Origin of the sequence: Niallia sp. NCCP-28, from assembly GCF_023168165.1 — a bacterium.
In the GTDB taxonomy this organism is placed as follows: Bacteria; Bacillota; Bacilli; order Bacillales; family Cytobacillaceae; genus Niallia.
In genome coordinates this window covers 110,019-127,038 of the sequence record NZ_BQYJ01000002.1, presented here as the reverse complement: position 1 = coordinate 127,038, position 17,020 = coordinate 110,019, and the positions used below count along the sequence as shown (strand labels likewise).

The window sequence follows — 17,020 nt, the reverse complement described above, 5'->3', positions numbered from 1 at the left end:
AAAATCAAGAAAAAAAGAGCCTGACCTACTAAAAGATCAGACTATCTTTTCTCTATTATTCTGCTGTTTGACTGCCATTTGCATATTTGCGTTTAAACATGGCGAGGAAATAGACAAGTGTGCTTATAATAAATATTGCTGGATAAATGGCTAGTATCCCTGCATTATGCCACATAAAAGCAAAATCACCACTTGAAATGACCGCTTTTAAGCCTGCAACAGAATAAGACATTGGAAGAAGTGCATGCACTCCTTGCAATATGTCAGGAATCAATTCCAATGGGAATGTGCCTGCACTTGTCGTTAATTGGAAGATTAATAGAATAACAACAAGGAAGCGTCCTGGATTGCCTAATGCCGTAACCAAAAATTGTATAATAGAGAAAAATACAAGACTAATAATAATTGTAAATAGAATAAATAAAGGAACACTTTGCACATCTACTTTTAATACAGCAAGCATAATAAAAGAAACTACTAATGCTTGTAAGATGCCGACTGTCACTAAGATGGCTGTTTTGCTTAAAAACCATCTGAAGCCGCTCTTTGGCATTATTTCTGGCTCATCAAACGAAAAGACAATGGACAGCATTAATGCGCCAACAAACAATCCTAATGAGATAAAATATGGGGCCAATCCTGTTCCATAGTTTGGAACATCTGTGATTTTTTTATCACTAAGCTCTACTGGCGAAGCTACCATATCATATGTTTTATCATCAGAATGAATAGAGCTTGCATCATCTGCTCCATCTTTTAATTTGGAAGACAGCTCCTTGCTTCCATCTACTAAAGAAGTCGTACCATCTGCCAGCTCTTTAGAACCATCCTTTAATTTATTCGTTCCATTAGATAACGCACTTGAACCAGATGCTAATGTATCCATCCCTGATTGAAGAGACTCCACTCCTTTAACAAGTTGTGTAGAGCCATTGACTGCATTTCCAAATTGCTCAGAATACGTATTTAAGCCAGCAATAAATTGTTTTTGTCCTGCCACTTGCTGCTGGGAGCCACTTTGTAATTTGGCGCTTCCATCTGCGAGCTGATTAACGCCAGACTGCAATTTCTCATGCCCTTGATTTAAATCAGTTAGCCCAGTTGATAATGTTTCTCCACCTGAAGCTAACTGATTGGCAGCTTGCGCTAAGCCTTCAGTGTTTGCCGCAATCGATGCACTTCCATCTACAAGACTTTGCAAAGCAGCTGCTAATTCTTTTTGATTTTCTTCTGGTACTCCTTCAAGCAATGGCAGCATAGAATTAATCGTTTCCTGCAATTGTTTTGTGCCTGCATTTAACTGTTTGGCTCCATCTGCTAATTCTGTTGACTTTTCACTCCAATTAGTCAGTCCATTAGATAATGAGTCAGAACCTTCCTTTAATTTGCTTGTTCCATTTATTAAAGCTGGAATACTATTTTTTACACTATTGATGCCTTCTGTTGCTTGAGAAATTCCATTTAAAATGGATTGATCTCCAGCTTGCAGTTTACCAGCTGCATCCGTAAGGCTACTTTGACCAGTTTGCAGCTTTCCTAACCCTTCAGCTAAATTTTCTGCACCATCTTTCAAATCCTTGACACCAGCATTGGCTGAAGAAACACCTTGATTAAAAGCAATGGATTTTTCAGCAAGTACAGCTAAATTATTGTATACATCTTTTGAACCCGATTGGACTTTCGATGTGCCCTCTTCCAATTTTTTTGCCCCATCACTCGCTGACTTCAGTCCATCTGCCATTTCTCCAATATTGTCAAAAATAGATTCAGCATATGTTTTTGTTATTTCTTTACTTACACTTTCTTTAATTTTCTCCATTGCTGAATTGCCAATTTGGCCACTAATAAAGTTATAGCCTGGATTAGAAACATATATCAAATCTAATTTTTTAGGATTATCTTCCATCAATGTTGTAGCATTTTCCGAAAAATCCTTAGGAATCTCAATTAGCATATAATATTTTTGATTTTCTAAGTTTTTATAGCCTTTTTCCTTCTCCACAAAGGTAAAATCAAAATCATTGCTATCCTTTAAATTGTCTACCAAATCCTTTCCAAGTTCTAACTTTTTTCCATCCATTTTTGCACCGCTGTCTTCATTTACTACTGCAACTGGAAGTTTTTCTAAATTGCCGTAAGGATCCCAAAATGCCCATAAATAAATGCCAGAATACAAAATTGGAATAAAAATAATTGCGATGATTGAAATAAGCTTCATTCTATTTTTAAAAATGGATGAAACTTCTGCTTTTAATAAACCTGTTTTCATTTTATTACCTCCTATTACTTAATGACCATTTTGTTCATTCAGTCATTCCCTTTAATAAAAATAGGATTATCTTAGATGGACAATCCTTTAAAAAAAGTTTTTTCCAAAAATACAGCTATCTCTTCTCCTTGAAGTGGATCATGTTGTTTTTCCCAGTCAAAAATAAGGGCAATATATAATTTAAAAATTACAAAAGCCATTAATTCAGTATCACATTGTTGAACTTCCTCTTTATCAATCGCTTCTTGCACACGATTTCGTATATATTGAACAATTACACTTTCTAATCTATCAATTACCTCTTTTACTTCTAATGTTCCCATTTCCCTTTGTTCTTGAAAAAGCTTTACCGTTAATTGATGCTCTTTGCGAAATTCTAACATCTTCACAAGTGTTTTATGCACATTCTCCATAAATGGACGTTCAGGATGAAACGACTCATCTGCAGTTTCTTTCATCTCTTGAATCAATCCAGAGATAATTTCAGAAAAAAGTTCTTCCTTATTTTTAAAAAAAGTATAGATTGTGCCTTTGCCTACATTTGCAATTTTTGCGACTTGCTCCATCGTCGTTGCTTTATAACCAAATGTAGAAAAAGACTTGGATGCAGCTTCGACAATTTGTTTTCTCCTGTCCACCGCCATATATATCACCACCATTTTACTCTTCTATTTTTTAAATTGGCTGTTTTCGTAAACTTTGTTGCTTTTTTGATTTCCGTTCCAGGATGATCCCTTTCCGTGGGGCGGGCGGTGAGCCTCCTCGGCGTATCGCCTATTCCGCTAATCCTACAGAGGTCTCGCACCTTTCACTCTAATCAATCTGTTTTAACCATGAATTTACTTATGGAAATTATCCAAAAAACAACGATCTTCTAGAAGCAGCCTTTAAATTAAATATTTTATGGACTACAAAAATGACCAAATGAATATTTTGGTCACAAAGTACGTTTATCACTATATCATAGTGTTATCTCTATATCAATACCATTTCACGCTATCCTTTATAAGCGAACGCTATCATATGAATTTTTTTAATTTCTCATAAAATGAAACTTCGATCAGTGAAGATTTTCTTGAAATAGGTAGCCAAAAAACCCATAACCCCGTGATAAAAAGCAAAAGGAAAAGAAAATAACTAGAATAAGCCCGCTTTTCTCTTCCTTTTGCATCTATCCATTTCCTATTCAACTTAATTCATTGCAGAAACTTTTAATTTATTTAACACAACAGTTGCTAAAGCATCAATAAATGCTGGTTGTGCATTTGGCATTTCCGGTCTATAATAACTGGCTCCAACTTCTTTTGCAGCAACTAAACATTCATAATCATTATCATACAGCACTTCTAAATGATCAGATACAAATCCGACAGGTGCATATACAAATGCTTTATAGCCATATTTTTTATGCAGTTCCTTTGTTAAATCTTGAACATCTGGAGCAAGCCAAGGATCCGGAGTATTTCCTGCACTTTGCCACCCGTTGTAGTAGGCAGAAACACCAGCTTCTTTTGCGATTAGCTCAGCCGTTTCCTTTAATTGATTAGGATAGGGATCTCCAAATTGCAGAATCTTTTCTGGCAAACTATGCGCCGAAACTATTAATGCTGCATGTTGTTTTTCCTCAATTGGCATAAAAGCAAATATTTCTTTTACTTTTTCTGCCCAATAGTGAATAAATTTCGGCTCATTATACCAGCTATCAATACTCTGAATGGTTAATCCGCCAAGTTTTTCCGCTTCTTCTTTTGCTCGGCCATTATATGATTTAATGCTGAATGTGGAATAATGTGGAGCAAGTACAATGCTGACAGCTTCTGTAATGCCATCTTCATGCATGCTTTTTACTCCATCCTCTATAAATGGCTCAATGTGCTTTAGTCCTAGGTACATCTTAAATTCTATTTCATCTTGTTGTTTATTCAAGTATGTTTCTAAACTTTTCGCCTGCTCCATTGTAATTTTCGCAAGGGGAGAAATACCTCCAATTGCCTCATAACGATTTTTTAAATCTTCAAGCATTTCATCAGTGGGTCTTCTGCCATGTCTAATATGTGTATAATATCGTTCAATATCCTCTTCTTTGTATGGAGTCCCGTATGCCATCACCAATAATCCAACTTGTTTTTTCGCCATCTTTCCTCACCCATCTCTATAATCAATTAGTAAACATTATTTATTCTTTAATGCTTCCAAAGAATATTCATGAACAAATGCTGTTAGTTTTTTCAGAACTTGTGGATCTACTTCAGGAAACACACCATGCCCTAAATTAAAAATAAATCCATTATGCTCTATTCCTTGATCAATAATATCTTTTGCCTTTTCTTCTAATATGTCCCAAGGAGCCAAAAGAAGGGCAGGGTCTAAATTTCCTTGGACAGCTTTTGTTATTCCTTTTTCTTTTGCTTCTCTAATTGGCAAACGCCAGTCTAGCCCCACTACATCCAATGGGAGATCATTCCATTCTTTAGCAAGATGCGTTGCCCCTACCCCATGCATAATAAGAGGGACTGTTTCGTCTTTTAATGCAGAGAAAATTTTGTTCATGATAGGTCTAATAAATATTCGATAGTCTTCTGCACTTAATGCGCCTACCCATGAATCAAAAATTTGAATAGCCCCTGCACCTGCGTTAATTTGCGCTTTTACATATGTAACTACCATATCACCCAATTTCTCCATTAAAGCAAACCATGCTGTGGAATTTGAATGCATAAACGCTTTTGTTTTATGATAATTTCTAGAAGGACCCCCTTCAATCATATAGCTGGCAAGTGTAAATGGTGCGCCAGAAAAGCCGATTAACGGAACAGTCAATTGTTCTTCAGTAAGCAATTTAATCGTATCGAGCACATATTTGATATCTTCTTGTGGCTGCAGTACTCCTAATTTCTCTACATCTTGAAGTGTCTGAATAGGATTTGCAATAACTGGACCAATGCCAGATTTTATTTCTACATCTACCCCTATAGCAGGAAGCGGTGTCATAATATCTTTATATAGTACAGCTGCATCCACATTGTATTGATCAACAGGCAGCTTTGTTACATATGCACAAAGCTCTGGCTGATGGGTTATTTCAAATAGGGAATACTTTTCCTTGATTGCTCGATATTCTGGCTGTGATCGCCCAGCTTGACGCATATACCATACAGGAACAAAATCCGTTTTCTCTCCCTTTGCTGCTTTTAAAAATGTATCATTTATTTGCATGCCCATTACTTAATATATCCACCTTTCGGAGTGTATCCTTCTATTTTTTATAAATTTACTTTCATTCATCATCTATTATAGTAAAGTTTGTGAAAAACTTCATATTTTGAGCTGCTCTATTTTATCCCTATCAATTGGAGGTTTCGCTTAGTTGTCTTTTTATTAATAATTGTTATTATATTATAATATATATAATTTAATAAAGAGAAATGATTTATTTTTTTATTGTTCCTCAAATAAAATAGAATAAAACATGACAATCTACTAAATATAGCTGTTTCCCCTATCTCTGTATAGATAACTTAACTAACTGTCACAAAAAGTACACAAACTTATCTAATATTTTAAAAATCATCGCTCTTTGCATATAGATTTTTGCTGTTTACATCAACTTCTGAGTACATTGCGCTTTCTGTGAGTAGACTTTTGAGACTCCTTGCTCTCCCTCGCTGCATGCCAATTTCCCGCAGGAATCTACATGTATTCAAAACTGCTTTGCTCTTTTAAACTGCAGCCGCCTTATCAAAAAGGATAGAAAACAGCCAAAAATAAATCATTATCTGTTACGTTAATGTATTAGCTGAGAATTTTTGAGACTTTATACAGGAAATTCTTATTATATATCGTATTCTTTAATAGAATAACTTCATTTAAGGAGGAAACAATGGATATTTATCTAACTAGCGGCACATATGATTTTTTATATAAAAAATATCAAAAAAAATTTGCAGCAGAAACACTGCTTTTAATGCAGAATAATAATGGGGAAGGAGTTCTTTTGCATGAGACTTCAGCAAAGACCATTTTTCATTCGCCTCGGCGATATGAAGTTATAGATTCTGCTGGCAGTTTAGTAAACGAGGGGTTTGTTACCATGAACCATATCCCTGTGACAGATGAACATAAGCCACTTTTTGAATATGAAATCAAAAAGACCCTTTCTCTAAAAAGGGACGACTTTCGAGCAAGCAGATTATTGCGTCCAAAAAATGGAGATATGTATATTATTTTTTGCTTATGGGTTTCAAAAAGCGAATATATAAAGTGGAGACAAAACCCAATCAACATTTCTTCCCCCCTTACAGAAAATCCTGAAAAAACTTGGAATGATCCTCAACATAATCTTTTTTATGGAAAGCCATATTTGTCACAACTCACTATACCGGCAGAAAATAGCTAAAGGCGCTACTTTCCAAGAGATCAGATTATTAAAAAAGGGGCAAAGTGAAAATTCAGGCTGAACAAAAACATTTGCCTATCCAGAAACTCCTTTAAAAAAAGCAAATGATTTTCAGGCAGCCTGCCCTCTACTTTTTAAGATTTTTTTGCATATTAGACAAAGTATGCTTTGCCATCCGACAAAATTATAGAATATTTCCGAGGAAATGACAGGTATGGCTAGCAGTTGACAGCCTTAGACTTTATAACTTGCAAGCAACTCTCTCCCGCCATCTCAAAAGATAGGCACTTCCCTTTCCCATTTTTAACCACTAAAACTTTTCTTCTACTATATACTCACCAAATTCCTCTCTATTCATAATCTGTAGTAAATCCGAAATTGGTTAAATCGCCTATTTTTGCACTCGGATTAGAAGGGAGTAGTCGAGGAATATGGGTGTAGAATTAACAGCACTTCACTGGATATATGTTTTATTTATATTGCTTATTATTGGATTTATGGTAATGAAGCGTGATACTACTTTCATCTGTATTGTTGGCATTTTTTTATTGGCCATTACAGCAACTGGATCATTAAGCGGATCGATTAGCAGCATTTTCACTAGTTTTATCTATGCAATTACAGAATTATTGCCCACCATATTGGTTATTTCTATTATTGTAGCGATGAGCAAAATCTTAACGAAAACAGGAATAAATGATGTCATGATCTCTCCTTTTTCTAAATTGATTCGTTCCCCAGGTTTAGCTTATTGGATAATTGGAATTTTAATGATGGTCATTTCCTTTTTCTTCTGGCCATCACCAGCAGTTGCGCTGATAGGAGCTGTCCTGCTGCCAGTAGCTATTCGGGTAGGATTGCCTCCTCTTGCTGTCGCAATGGCGATGAATTTATTTGGCCATGGAATTGCTTTATCTGGAGATTTTATTATTCAGGCCGCTCCAAAACTTACTGCAGATGCAGCTGGCATTCCTGTCCACGAAGTGATGATTGCAAGTGTGCCACTTGTTATTGTAATGGGAGCAGTTACTACAGTTGCCGCTTTTTATTTTATTAAAAAAGATATGAAGAATGGCAAGTTAACGATGACTACCGGCATTTCTTCCACTTCTTCTTCCATTTTGCCGAAACAAGACTCCTACTTGCTTTCCAAAACACAACAAAGAATGTTCGCCCTGCTTATTCCCCTTTTATTCGCCCTGGATGTTGTAGCAATGTCTCTTTTAAAACTTCAAGGTGGAGATGCAACTGCATTAGTTGGAGGAACCTCCATTCTAATTCTTATTTTAATTACATTGGTAAGCTATAAAAATAAAGGTTTAGAAAAAACAACAAGCTATTTAATAGAAGGTTTTCAATTTGGATTTAAAGTATTTGGACCTGTCATTCCGATTGCTGCTTTCTTTTATCTTGGAGATTCGGGTTTTACTACTATTGTTGGAGACCATCTTCCTAAAGCCTCTCATGGTCTAGTGAATGATCTAGGGGTTGCACTTGCTTCAACCGTACCGCTGACAAAAGAAATTGGCGCCATCACCCTTACAGCAGTTGGAGTAATAACTGGATTAGATGGATCCGGCTTTTCAGGAATTTCCCTTGCAGGGTCCATTGCTGGTTTGTTTGCACATGCAATTGGTGCAGGAATAAGCACACTCACTGCTCTCGGACAAATTGCCGCCATTTGGGTAGGCGGAGGAACTTTAATTCCTTGGGCATTAATTCCAGCAGCGGCAATTTGTAATATTGATCCATTTGAATTAGCCAGACGAAATCTAGTACCAGTAATTATCGGGCTTGTTGCCACTACCATTGTTGCAATGTTTCTTATCTAAAACTTCAATTATCTAGAAATCAATTATGCAAAAAACAATCTATGCTAAAAAGGAAACTGTTTTAAATGAAGACTATTTTCTCAAAGTTTGCTGTTTTTATCAGAAAAACAGGAGAAGTAGAGCTTGAGTAGCCTGCATATATGGAGACTCCTGTAAGAATGCAAAAAAGATAAGACCTTGCAAGAGCAAAGCGACGAAGCGGCTCAGGTTTTTTCCAAGGAAAGTGAAGTATCTGCAGGCTGATACTTTAAAAGCCACAATCTATACGAAAATAGCCTAAATGAAAAAGGAAGCCTAACCAGCAGGCTTCCTTTTTCATTTGTTTCGTTCTTTTTTTCGATTTGCAAACCGTTCATATAAAGAAATCCAAAGAAACAGCCAAATAGATCCAATTAAATATCCACCAATAATATCAGTTGGATAATGAAAACCTAATACAATTCTGCTAATTCCAATTAACAGTACAAACAAAAGAGCACAAATGGCGATTATTCCTTTTCCAGCCGAGGATTTCGCTTCCTTCGCTAGAAAATGGGCAATAAACATATATAATATAAGCCCCACCATTGCATGGCCGCTTGGAAAACTCATGCTGCTTTCATCTACAAAATGATTAAATGTAGGACGAGGTCTTGCGATTGCTTCTTTAATTACTTTATTAAATTCATTGCCAAGCCCTATCGCAATAACAAAGGCTGCAATTCCATGAAAATCCCGTTTCTTCCATGCAAGCCAAATAATGAAAATAATAGCAACAATCCCAATCCCTATTTTATCTCCAAAATTCGACAGAAATTCAAAAAAAGAATAACTGCTATGGGGAAATATTCCTTGAATAAAGTCTGTTAACACAGAATCGATGGCAAAGCTGCCTCCTCTTTCCAAAACAATAATCAAATAGATGGACAATATAAAGGCGATTACTACGCCAGCTACAATCACTTTAGAATTTTTCAACCTTGTTAGTTCCTCCATTTCTATTTACTAGCATTAGTGTAGCAAATGTTGTATAGCTAGAAAATCCTGAATTTTATTTTTCCCGAAAATCCCCTAATATCATACTTAATCAATGCTTTAGTGTATCAGCATGTTGATTTTCATTTCTCTTGTCATTTTATCATGGTATAATATGAAATAATAATTTTCAGAATTTTATATGAGGTGAAAGTAATGTTAGAAAATCTGTTTCTAGATTTAGAAAATAGTTATCAAGAAATGGTTGAAATAAGAAGATACCTTCACCAATATCCAGAACTCTCCTATAATGAGCATAAAACAGCTCAGTATATCTATTCTTATTATGAAAAATTGGGAATTGAAGTTCAAGGAAATATCGGTGGCAATGGGGTAGTAGCTAAAATTTATGGAGGCAAACCCGGAAAAACAGTAGCGCTTCGTGCAGATTTTGATGCATTGCCAATTCAAGATGAAAAAGATGTTCCTTATAAATCAAAAACACCTGGTGTGATGCATGCATGTGGACATGATGGACATACTGCTACTTTATTAGTATTAGCAAAAGTTCTCGAACAAAATAAAGAATCTTTATCTGGAAACTTTGTCCTTATCCATCAACATGCAGAAGAAGTAAATCCGGGTGGGGCGAAACCAATGATAGAGGCGGGATGCTTAGATGGTGTGGATGCCATTTTTGGCACACATCTTTGGGCTACTTTGCCAACTGGCACCATTTCTTATCGCGTCGGACCAATGATGGCAGCAGCCGATGGATTTGACATTATTATTCAAGGACAAGGCGGACACGGAGCTCAGCCCCATAAGACAAAAGACTCCATTGTAACAGCCTCTGCTCTTGTTGTTAACCTGCAGCAAATTATCAGCAGAAAAGTGAATCCAATTGAATCGGCCGTTCTTACCATTGGGACATTTACATCCGGAACAGCGCCGAATATTATAGCAGATACAGCTACAATCAGTGGTACGGTGCGAACATTTAATGAACAGGCACAAGAATTGATTATTGAAGAAATGGAAAGAATCATTAAAGGAACATGCTATACAGCAAACAGCTCTTATACATTTAATTTTGAAAAAGGATATCCTCCTGTTATCAACCATAAAGAGGAAACAGAATATCTTGCACAATGCGCCTCTGCTATTCCAGGAGTGACCGCTATAGAAGGAGATCCTGATTTAACAGGCGAGGATTTTTCTTATTACTTGCAGCATGTCAAAGGAACTTTCTTCTTTACAGGAGCACAGCCAGATACAGATGGACCTACTTATCCCCACCATCATCCAAAATTTGATATTAATGAAAAAGCAATGCTGATTGCTGCCAAAACATTATGTTCTGCAGCTGTGCAATATACGGATGCATCCTTAAAAAAACCAACATTAATAGCGAAATAAAATACAGCGTCTTTATTAGAGCATTTATGCTCTAATAAAGACTCTGCTTATTTAAGCTTTTACTTAGCAGCAGTCTGCAAATATCTTATTCGATAAACATTTTTCGCTGTTTCTCCTAGTTGATCCAGCAAATTATAATTAGCATATGCCCCAACAAAAGCTCCTATCCCTGGAACTAATTGAAGCATTTTCACAAAATCAATATAATCCCGATATTCCATTTGCAACTGTTCCCAATTAAGTTCTGTCTTTTCCTTTTTATATTCTTCCCAATTCTCTATTATCTCAAGGAGATCCGCTCTTTTCTCATCACTAGAAAAAGCAAGCTGAAAAATATATAACAGAAAAACTCTTTCTTCATATAATTCTGTATCATATCCATAAAGAGAAGCCGCTTCCATTAAAAACTGCATTTTAATGGATAAAAGTATGGGGAAATCCGCCAGTCCTAATAATATTCCCCCTGCTCCTGTACTAGCCCCCTCTACACTTGCCGTTTTTCGGTAAAAATTTATTTTTTTCATCATAAGCTCGTCTTTTTCCTCGAGTGTTATGTTTTCGCTCTGAGCTTTTTTCGTTAGTCTGTTAGATCCTTTAAGAGTCGTTTGAATCATTTGTTTAATTGCTTCTGTCACTGCCCTTTGAGCTTTGGAAGGTATATAGGCATTAATTTTATTTTGTGTTTTTTTGGAAAATCTAGTGATCATGGATGAACGTTTACGAAGCTTCCGTTTCCATTCTGCTAATTCTATGTAAACCAACTTCTCATATTCCTCCATACTTATTCCTCCTCTTTTTTTATTCATACGTAACAAAAAACATTTGGTTCCCATTCTGTTTCTCTTCATAAAAAAAACATCCTTCTTTCTCAAGAATAGATGTCTCAGACTGTTGACAAAAGCCGGATTTCTTTGTTGTTCGCCTTTTTCAGATGCCCATTACTTAAACCTATTAATGTCGCTCCTCTCAAAGCTCCACACTTTGAGAGGCACACGTTTTCAATCTTCCTTTCGAAGCGTGCGTTTTTGACTTTGTCTATATTCTTAAAAATGGATGTATTTTTAAATCTTTTCTCAAGAAAGACGCTTTTTATTAACATACAATGTAACGAACAAAAAGGTAAATAAAAGACTCGCTGCAATAGAAAAGAAACTAATCAACACATCTCCTTTAATAAGAATAATGAATGATAAAAGAACTCCTTCTATCGATAAAATTATTGAAAGCAATTGTTTAAACGCCTTTATCCGCAAAGCTATAGGCAAGGGATACAGCTCCACCCAAAGCTTATCTTGATAAGCATTCCATAAGGGAATTAACTGCAGCCCTGTTAAAAATAAAAATAATATAGCCAATAGCACTTGTCCAGATCCAAATGACAGGAAAAATAAAGTGATTCCTCCAATAATAGTTAAGCGGAGAACAAGCCCTAAATAGTCTCCAGAGCGAAAAAAAGTTCTCCAAAATAAATGAGTGAAAGTCTTATTGGAGTCAAAAGAAATGGAACGAACAAAAACATCTAATACTCTTCTTCTTTTAATACGATTTTTCAGCTGTGGCACATCTGTAAACATATTGGCAAATAAATAAAACGATGCTAATCGCTTTTCATCTTGGGCAATCAAAAATTCCCATTTTATCCCCTTATGCCGAGTTGCCTGCTGATAATAAAGATATAAGCCAGCAAGAATACAAAAAAGAATAATAATAAAAAGAATGCTTGCCCTTGAAAAAACAAAATATAATAAAACGGCATTAATAAGATACCGAATAATATTGTCTATGTAATGAGAATTAACATTAACAAAGTATTGCACATGCCAGCGAATCAGCATATTTAGCCCCTTCGCTGCAAACAGGATGGTAAAAAAGTACCAAAAAGATTGAAAACTATTATTGTTTAGCACAGCATACATTGGCATAAACACACCTAAAGCAATAAATAAAATATATATTTGCAAAATAAAACTGACAAGCATACATTTAATAAAATAAGTGGCCATTTTCACTTCTACAGGAATGAGAAAAATTCTATCTGCATCCTTTAAAAAGGTATAGGTAGGCGATGCCGTGACAAACCATGCTAAAATAATGCACATTATCAAACTTACCGGAAAATTTTGCGGTATGCGGCTTAACCATTCTTGATAATAATAGGCTGCTGTTCCTAATAAAAAAACAAATACAAGGACTAAATGACCATTAAAAATATACTTTAGATACTGTGCATATTCTTTTATTGAATTTCCAATTCTTTCCTTCCATAATTGTTTTTCATTGAACTCAAACATAATCTTCTTCCTTTGTTAAACGAATATAAATATCGTCTAGTGTCGCGTTTGGCATATTAAACTCTTTGCGCAATTCATCCATTGTCCCTGTACATTTTATTTTTCCTTCGTGAATAATGATAATACGGTCACAATATCTTTCTGCTGTTGCAAGAATATGTGTAGACATAAGAATTCCTGCACCTTCTTCCCTCATCTTTTTCATTAAATCCAAAAGAGACTGAATCCCTAATGGATCTAATCCAACAAATGGTTCATCCACAATATAAAGAGAAGGCTGCACTAAAAAAGCGCACATAATCATTACCTTTTGCTTCATTCCTTTAGAAAAGTGGGAAGGAAACCATTTCAGCCTTTTTTGCATTCGAAATTCTGTCAGCAATGCTTCCATCCGCTCTTTATATTGCTGTTCGCTTAAACCATATGCCATTGCAGTCAATTTCAAATGCTCTTCTAGTGTTAGTTCTTCATAAAGAATGGGTGTTTCTGGAACAAAAGTAAATTTTCTGCGATACTTTTCTTTTTCTTTTTCAAAAACTAAACCATCAATTGTAATCTCGCCTTTATGTGGTTCCATCAAGCCAATAATATGGCGTATTGTCGTACTTTTCCCCGCTCCATTTAAACCAATTAGTCCAACTATTTCATTTGCATCGATGGAAAAGCTAATATCTTTTAATACGGGATTTCGTGTATATCCCCCTGTAACATTTTTTATCTCTAATAGGGCCATTCACATAACCTCCAAGCTGTAGTAATAATAGTGTATCAACAATTGTTTATAATTAAAAATAATTGCTCAGCAATTTTTTTATTTTCTTTTGTATATAAACTTCAGAAAGTGGTTATTCTATTTATTGAAGGGGAGCACCACAAAATATTGAAACAAAAAACTTCAATAATGAGGTGTTTGCAAAAGATTATTCTAAATAATTCTTATATGTAAACTTATATTCGTTTCGATAATAAGGGGATGGTTGCCTTGCACAGTGTGTCGAGTGTAACTTAAAGATCAAAAGCGCCATATGTTGCTTTACCTACGTAAAAGCAATATATATCATTTCCAACTTTGAAATGAGGTGTTTGTCGCAGACTGTCATCCAATCTTTATACGTTAATCAACATATAAAGTTATAAGGGGATGGTTCGGTTGAACAATGATCATGATTTCTCATCGTAAACAATTCATTAATAAATGAGGTGTTTGTCAAAGAGAATAACCCGAAAACGTAGACGATAAGTTTCCCTTCAATTAGGCAGGATTCCGTATGGGTCCTGCCTTTTTAAGTTGGTTTGCACTTTCTCCAATTCCCTCTACCCCTTTTGCCACGATTCTTAAAGCTATGATAAAATAAAAAAAACAAGATAAGAAAGGAAGTAATATTTTTGAGTGAATGCATTTTTTGTAAAATAATCAACGGTGAAATCCCTGCTAAAAAAGTATTTGAAAATGATCATGTTATTGCCTTTTTAGATATTAGCCAAGTAACAAAAGGCCATACATTAGTTGTCCCAAAAACCCACGTAAAAGATATTTTTGAATTAACTCCAGAAATCTCTAAGAATATATTTGAAGTCGTGCCTAAAGTGGCGACAGCAGTAAAAGATGCATACCAGCCTATCGGGTTAAACTTATTAAATAACAACGGTGAAAAAGCTGGCCAGTCTGTTTTCCATTATCATATGCATATTATTCCTCGCTATGGAAAAGGCGATGGATTTGGCGCCGTTTGGAAAACAAATTTTGATGCCTATTCAGACGAAGAGCTTGTCCAAGTCGCAAACACAATTAAAGAAAAAATACAATGATTTTTTTTCGAAAAAATTAAATCTCTCTAATATTATTGAATAAAAATTTTTTTATATAGAGGGATAGTTCATTTTTACACTTTATGCGGTTTTAAACTAAATAATAATAAATTTATTGTTTTATTAATAAAACAATAAATTCATAAAACCTTTTTAAATATAAAAAAAATTTAAAAAGGTTTTATTTTTATCTGTACAAATTTTCACAATTTGTTAGTATTAGATTAAACTTTTTAGTCTTTACCGCAAGATTTTGCGGAATGTATTGGGAGGAAACGATAATATGAAACGCGCTTATAATTTCAATGCTGGGCCTGCTGCACTTCCAGAATGGGTACTGCAAGAAGCAAAAAATAGCTGGATGAATTTTAACAATACAGGAATGTCTATAATGGAATTAAGTCATCGCAGCAAAGATTACGAAGATGTCCATAACGAGGCCAAAGAACTTCTATCAGCCTTGCTTTCTATACCAGAAGATTATGAAATTTTGTTTCTTCAAGGCGGAGCCAGCCTTCAATTCACCATGCTTCCAATGAATTTGCTGGAAACAGATAAAGTTGGCTATTATACTTTAACAGGCGCTTGGGCTGAAAAAGCATTAAAAGAAGCCTCCAAAATAGGAGAAGCTGCTGTTTGCGCCTCAAGCAAAGAATCAAACTATACGTACATCCCTGCTTTCGAAGAGATTAACGTGCCTGATAATGCAGCATATCTTCATATTACAAGCAATAATACGATATTCGGAACACAGTGGCACTCTTTTCCAACAGATTTAAAAGTTCCTTTAATTGCCGATATGTCCAGTGATATTTTAAGTACGCCACTTGATATCGCCCAATTCGATGTTATCTATGCAGGTGCACAAAAAAATCTTGGCCCTTCTGGTGTAACAGTTGTTATTATCAAAAAAGAGCTAATCAAAAAAAATTCTTCCTTGCCGACTATGCTAAGCTATGAAACACACGCAAGCAATAATTCTTTATTTAACACCCCTCCAACTTTGGCAATTTACCTATTATCTCTCGTATTAAAATGGGTAAAGCAAAATGGTGGAGTAGAAGGAATCGCTGCGATAAATAACGAAAAAGCGCAAACTTTATACAATGTCATTGATGAAAGCAATGGTTTCTATAAGGGACACGCAGAAAAAAATAGCCGCTCTAAAATGAATGTAACTTTTACATTACAAACAGAAGAAATTACAAAAGAATTCCTTCAACAAGCAAAAGAAGCTGGTTTTATTGGGCTTAATGGACATCGTTCTGTCGGCGGCTGCCGTGCGTCCATCTATAATGCAGTTCCTTTAGATCATGTTCAAGCACTTGCTGCCTTTATGGAAAACTTTCAAAAAAATTATAAATAATGAGAACACAAGGGGGCTTTCTATTAAGGAATAGCCCTCTTTTAATTGAAATTACCTATTTATGCTGCTTTTTCCTTTTTCATTCTGGCTTAATGCCCCAAAATAGAAATCCTTGAAAGAAATAAGTTATAATAAAACAAAGCTCTGTTAATGATTATTGTTGATAACACAAATCTTTAAAGCAATAAGGATCTTGATTTCCATTAATAATGGGTCATTCAACAGCATTTTTTAACATAGCAAAAAAAAAATGGGGTGAAAATATGAGTGCCAAATCATTTTTTACAGGAGTTATCATTGGAGGAATAGCCGCAGGAGTTACTACGCTACTTTCGACACCTATGTCTGGTAAAGATGCAAGAAAAACAATTCGCGACAACAGCCAAGCGATTTTAACAGATATCCGAGAATTACAAGTAAACATTACCGATATAAAAGATTCCATTACAACTGCTACTGTAGAAGGTAAAGCGATTATTAGCTCCTTTATCGACGATCTCAAATTAACTTTAAATGATTGGAAACTAGAAATTAAACCACATCAGGAACAACTTCAAATAGAACTAAAAGAATTAGAATCTACAGTCAATGAATTAGAATCCAGCTTAAAATAAAAAAGTGGATACATATCATGCACCTAACCGATAAAGAGAGAAAATCTAACATGATTTTTCTCTCTTTTTA

The 17,020-nt window shown here is 35.1% G+C and carries 14 protein-coding genes; 6 read left to right on the top strand and 8 right to left on the bottom strand.

Annotation, left to right across the window (positions count from 1 at the left end):
* Positions 1 to 55: 55 nt before the first annotated feature.
* From NCCP28_RS05515 to hemE, 4 genes are all read right to left on the bottom strand, one after another.
* Complete coding sequence (locus tag NCCP28_RS05515; RefSeq protein ID WP_248560410.1) at positions 56 to 2,269, bottom strand: YhgE/Pip domain-containing protein; 2,214 nt, start codon at positions 2,267 to 2,269, stop codon at positions 56 to 58.
* 71 nt (positions 2,270 to 2,340) lie between these two features.
* Positions 2,341 to 2,913: a TetR/AcrR family transcriptional regulator gene (locus NCCP28_RS05510; RefSeq protein ID WP_248560409.1), complete on the bottom strand. Its 573-nt coding sequence runs from the start codon at positions 2,911 to 2,913 to the stop codon at positions 2,341 to 2,343.
* A gap of 547 nt (positions 2,914 to 3,460) precedes the next feature.
* The gene (gene hemH / locus NCCP28_RS05505; protein WP_248560408.1) at positions 3,461 to 4,405 is read right to left on the bottom strand and encodes a ferrochelatase; all 945 of its coding nucleotides are present in this window, start codon (positions 4,403 to 4,405) and stop codon (positions 3,461 to 3,463) included.
* Positions 4,406 to 4,441: 36 nt separating this feature from the next.
* The gene (gene hemE, locus NCCP28_RS05500; RefSeq protein WP_248560407.1) at positions 4,442 to 5,491 is read right to left on the bottom strand and encodes a uroporphyrinogen decarboxylase; all 1,050 of its coding nucleotides are present in this window, start codon (positions 5,489 to 5,491) and stop codon (positions 4,442 to 4,444) included.
* A gap of 658 nt (positions 5,492 to 6,149) precedes the next feature.
* On the opposite strand from hemE, the gene NCCP28_RS05495 reads away from it, so the two are divergent.
* Positions 6,150 to 6,665, top strand: coding sequence for an antibiotic biosynthesis monooxygenase family protein (locus tag NCCP28_RS05495; RefSeq protein WP_248560406.1), 516 nt, complete (start codon positions 6,150 to 6,152; stop codon positions 6,663 to 6,665).
* Positions 6,666 to 7,096: 431 nt separating this feature from the next.
* Positions 7,097 to 8,497, top strand: coding sequence for a hypothetical protein (locus NCCP28_RS05490; protein WP_248560405.1), 1,401 nt, complete (start codon positions 7,097 to 7,099; stop codon positions 8,495 to 8,497).
* A gap of 315 nt (positions 8,498 to 8,812) precedes the next feature.
* Here the strand turns inward: NCCP28_RS05490 and NCCP28_RS05485 are convergent, their stop codons facing one another.
* On the bottom strand, positions 8,813 to 9,454 hold the full coding sequence (locus NCCP28_RS05485; protein ID WP_248560404.1) for a phosphatase PAP2 family protein: 642 nt from the start codon (positions 9,452 to 9,454) through the stop codon (positions 8,813 to 8,815).
* 213 nt (positions 9,455 to 9,667) lie between these two features.
* Here NCCP28_RS05485 and NCCP28_RS05480 point away from each other — a divergent pair, with 213 nt between their 5' ends.
* The gene (locus NCCP28_RS05480) at positions 9,668 to 10,870 is read left to right on the top strand and encodes a M20 family metallopeptidase (RefSeq protein WP_248560403.1); all 1,203 of its coding nucleotides are present in this window, start codon (positions 9,668 to 9,670) and stop codon (positions 10,868 to 10,870) included.
* A 59-nt stretch (positions 10,871 to 10,929) separates the two neighbouring features.
* Here the strand turns inward: NCCP28_RS05480 and NCCP28_RS05475 are convergent, their stop codons facing one another.
* From NCCP28_RS05475 to NCCP28_RS05465, 3 genes are all read right to left on the bottom strand, one after another.
* Positions 10,930 to 11,649, bottom strand: a complete 720-nt coding sequence (locus tag NCCP28_RS05475) for an EcsC family protein (protein WP_248560402.1) — start codon at positions 11,647 to 11,649, stop codon at positions 10,930 to 10,932.
* A 294-nt stretch (positions 11,650 to 11,943) separates the two neighbouring features.
* On the bottom strand, positions 11,944 to 13,161 hold the full coding sequence (locus NCCP28_RS05470) for an ABC transporter permease (RefSeq protein ID WP_248560401.1): 1,218 nt from the start codon (positions 13,159 to 13,161) through the stop codon (positions 11,944 to 11,946).
* Positions 13,154 to 13,894 (bottom strand): ABC transporter ATP-binding protein, encoded by a 741-nt coding sequence (locus tag NCCP28_RS05465; RefSeq protein WP_248560400.1) that lies wholly within the window; start codon positions 13,892 to 13,894, stop codon positions 13,154 to 13,156. The genes NCCP28_RS05470 and NCCP28_RS05465 overlap by 8 nt, the downstream gene beginning before the upstream one ends.
* A gap of 653 nt (positions 13,895 to 14,547) precedes the next feature.
* Between NCCP28_RS05465 and NCCP28_RS05460 the strand changes: the two genes are divergently transcribed.
* The 3 genes from NCCP28_RS05460 (at position 14,548) to NCCP28_RS05450 (ending at position 16,950) form a co-directional block, all read left to right on the top strand.
* Complete coding sequence (locus tag NCCP28_RS05460; protein ID WP_248560399.1) at positions 14,548 to 14,970, top strand: HIT family protein; 423 nt, start codon at positions 14,548 to 14,550, stop codon at positions 14,968 to 14,970.
* A gap of 283 nt (positions 14,971 to 15,253) precedes the next feature.
* The gene (gene serC, locus NCCP28_RS05455) at positions 15,254 to 16,336 is read left to right on the top strand and encodes a 3-phosphoserine/phosphohydroxythreonine transaminase (protein WP_248560398.1); all 1,083 of its coding nucleotides are present in this window, start codon (positions 15,254 to 15,256) and stop codon (positions 16,334 to 16,336) included.
* A gap of 263 nt (positions 16,337 to 16,599) precedes the next feature.
* Positions 16,600 to 16,950 (top strand): YtxH domain-containing protein, encoded by a 351-nt coding sequence (locus NCCP28_RS05450; RefSeq protein WP_248560397.1) that lies wholly within the window; start codon positions 16,600 to 16,602, stop codon positions 16,948 to 16,950.
* The last annotated feature ends 70 nt before the right edge of the window (positions 16,951 to 17,020 follow it).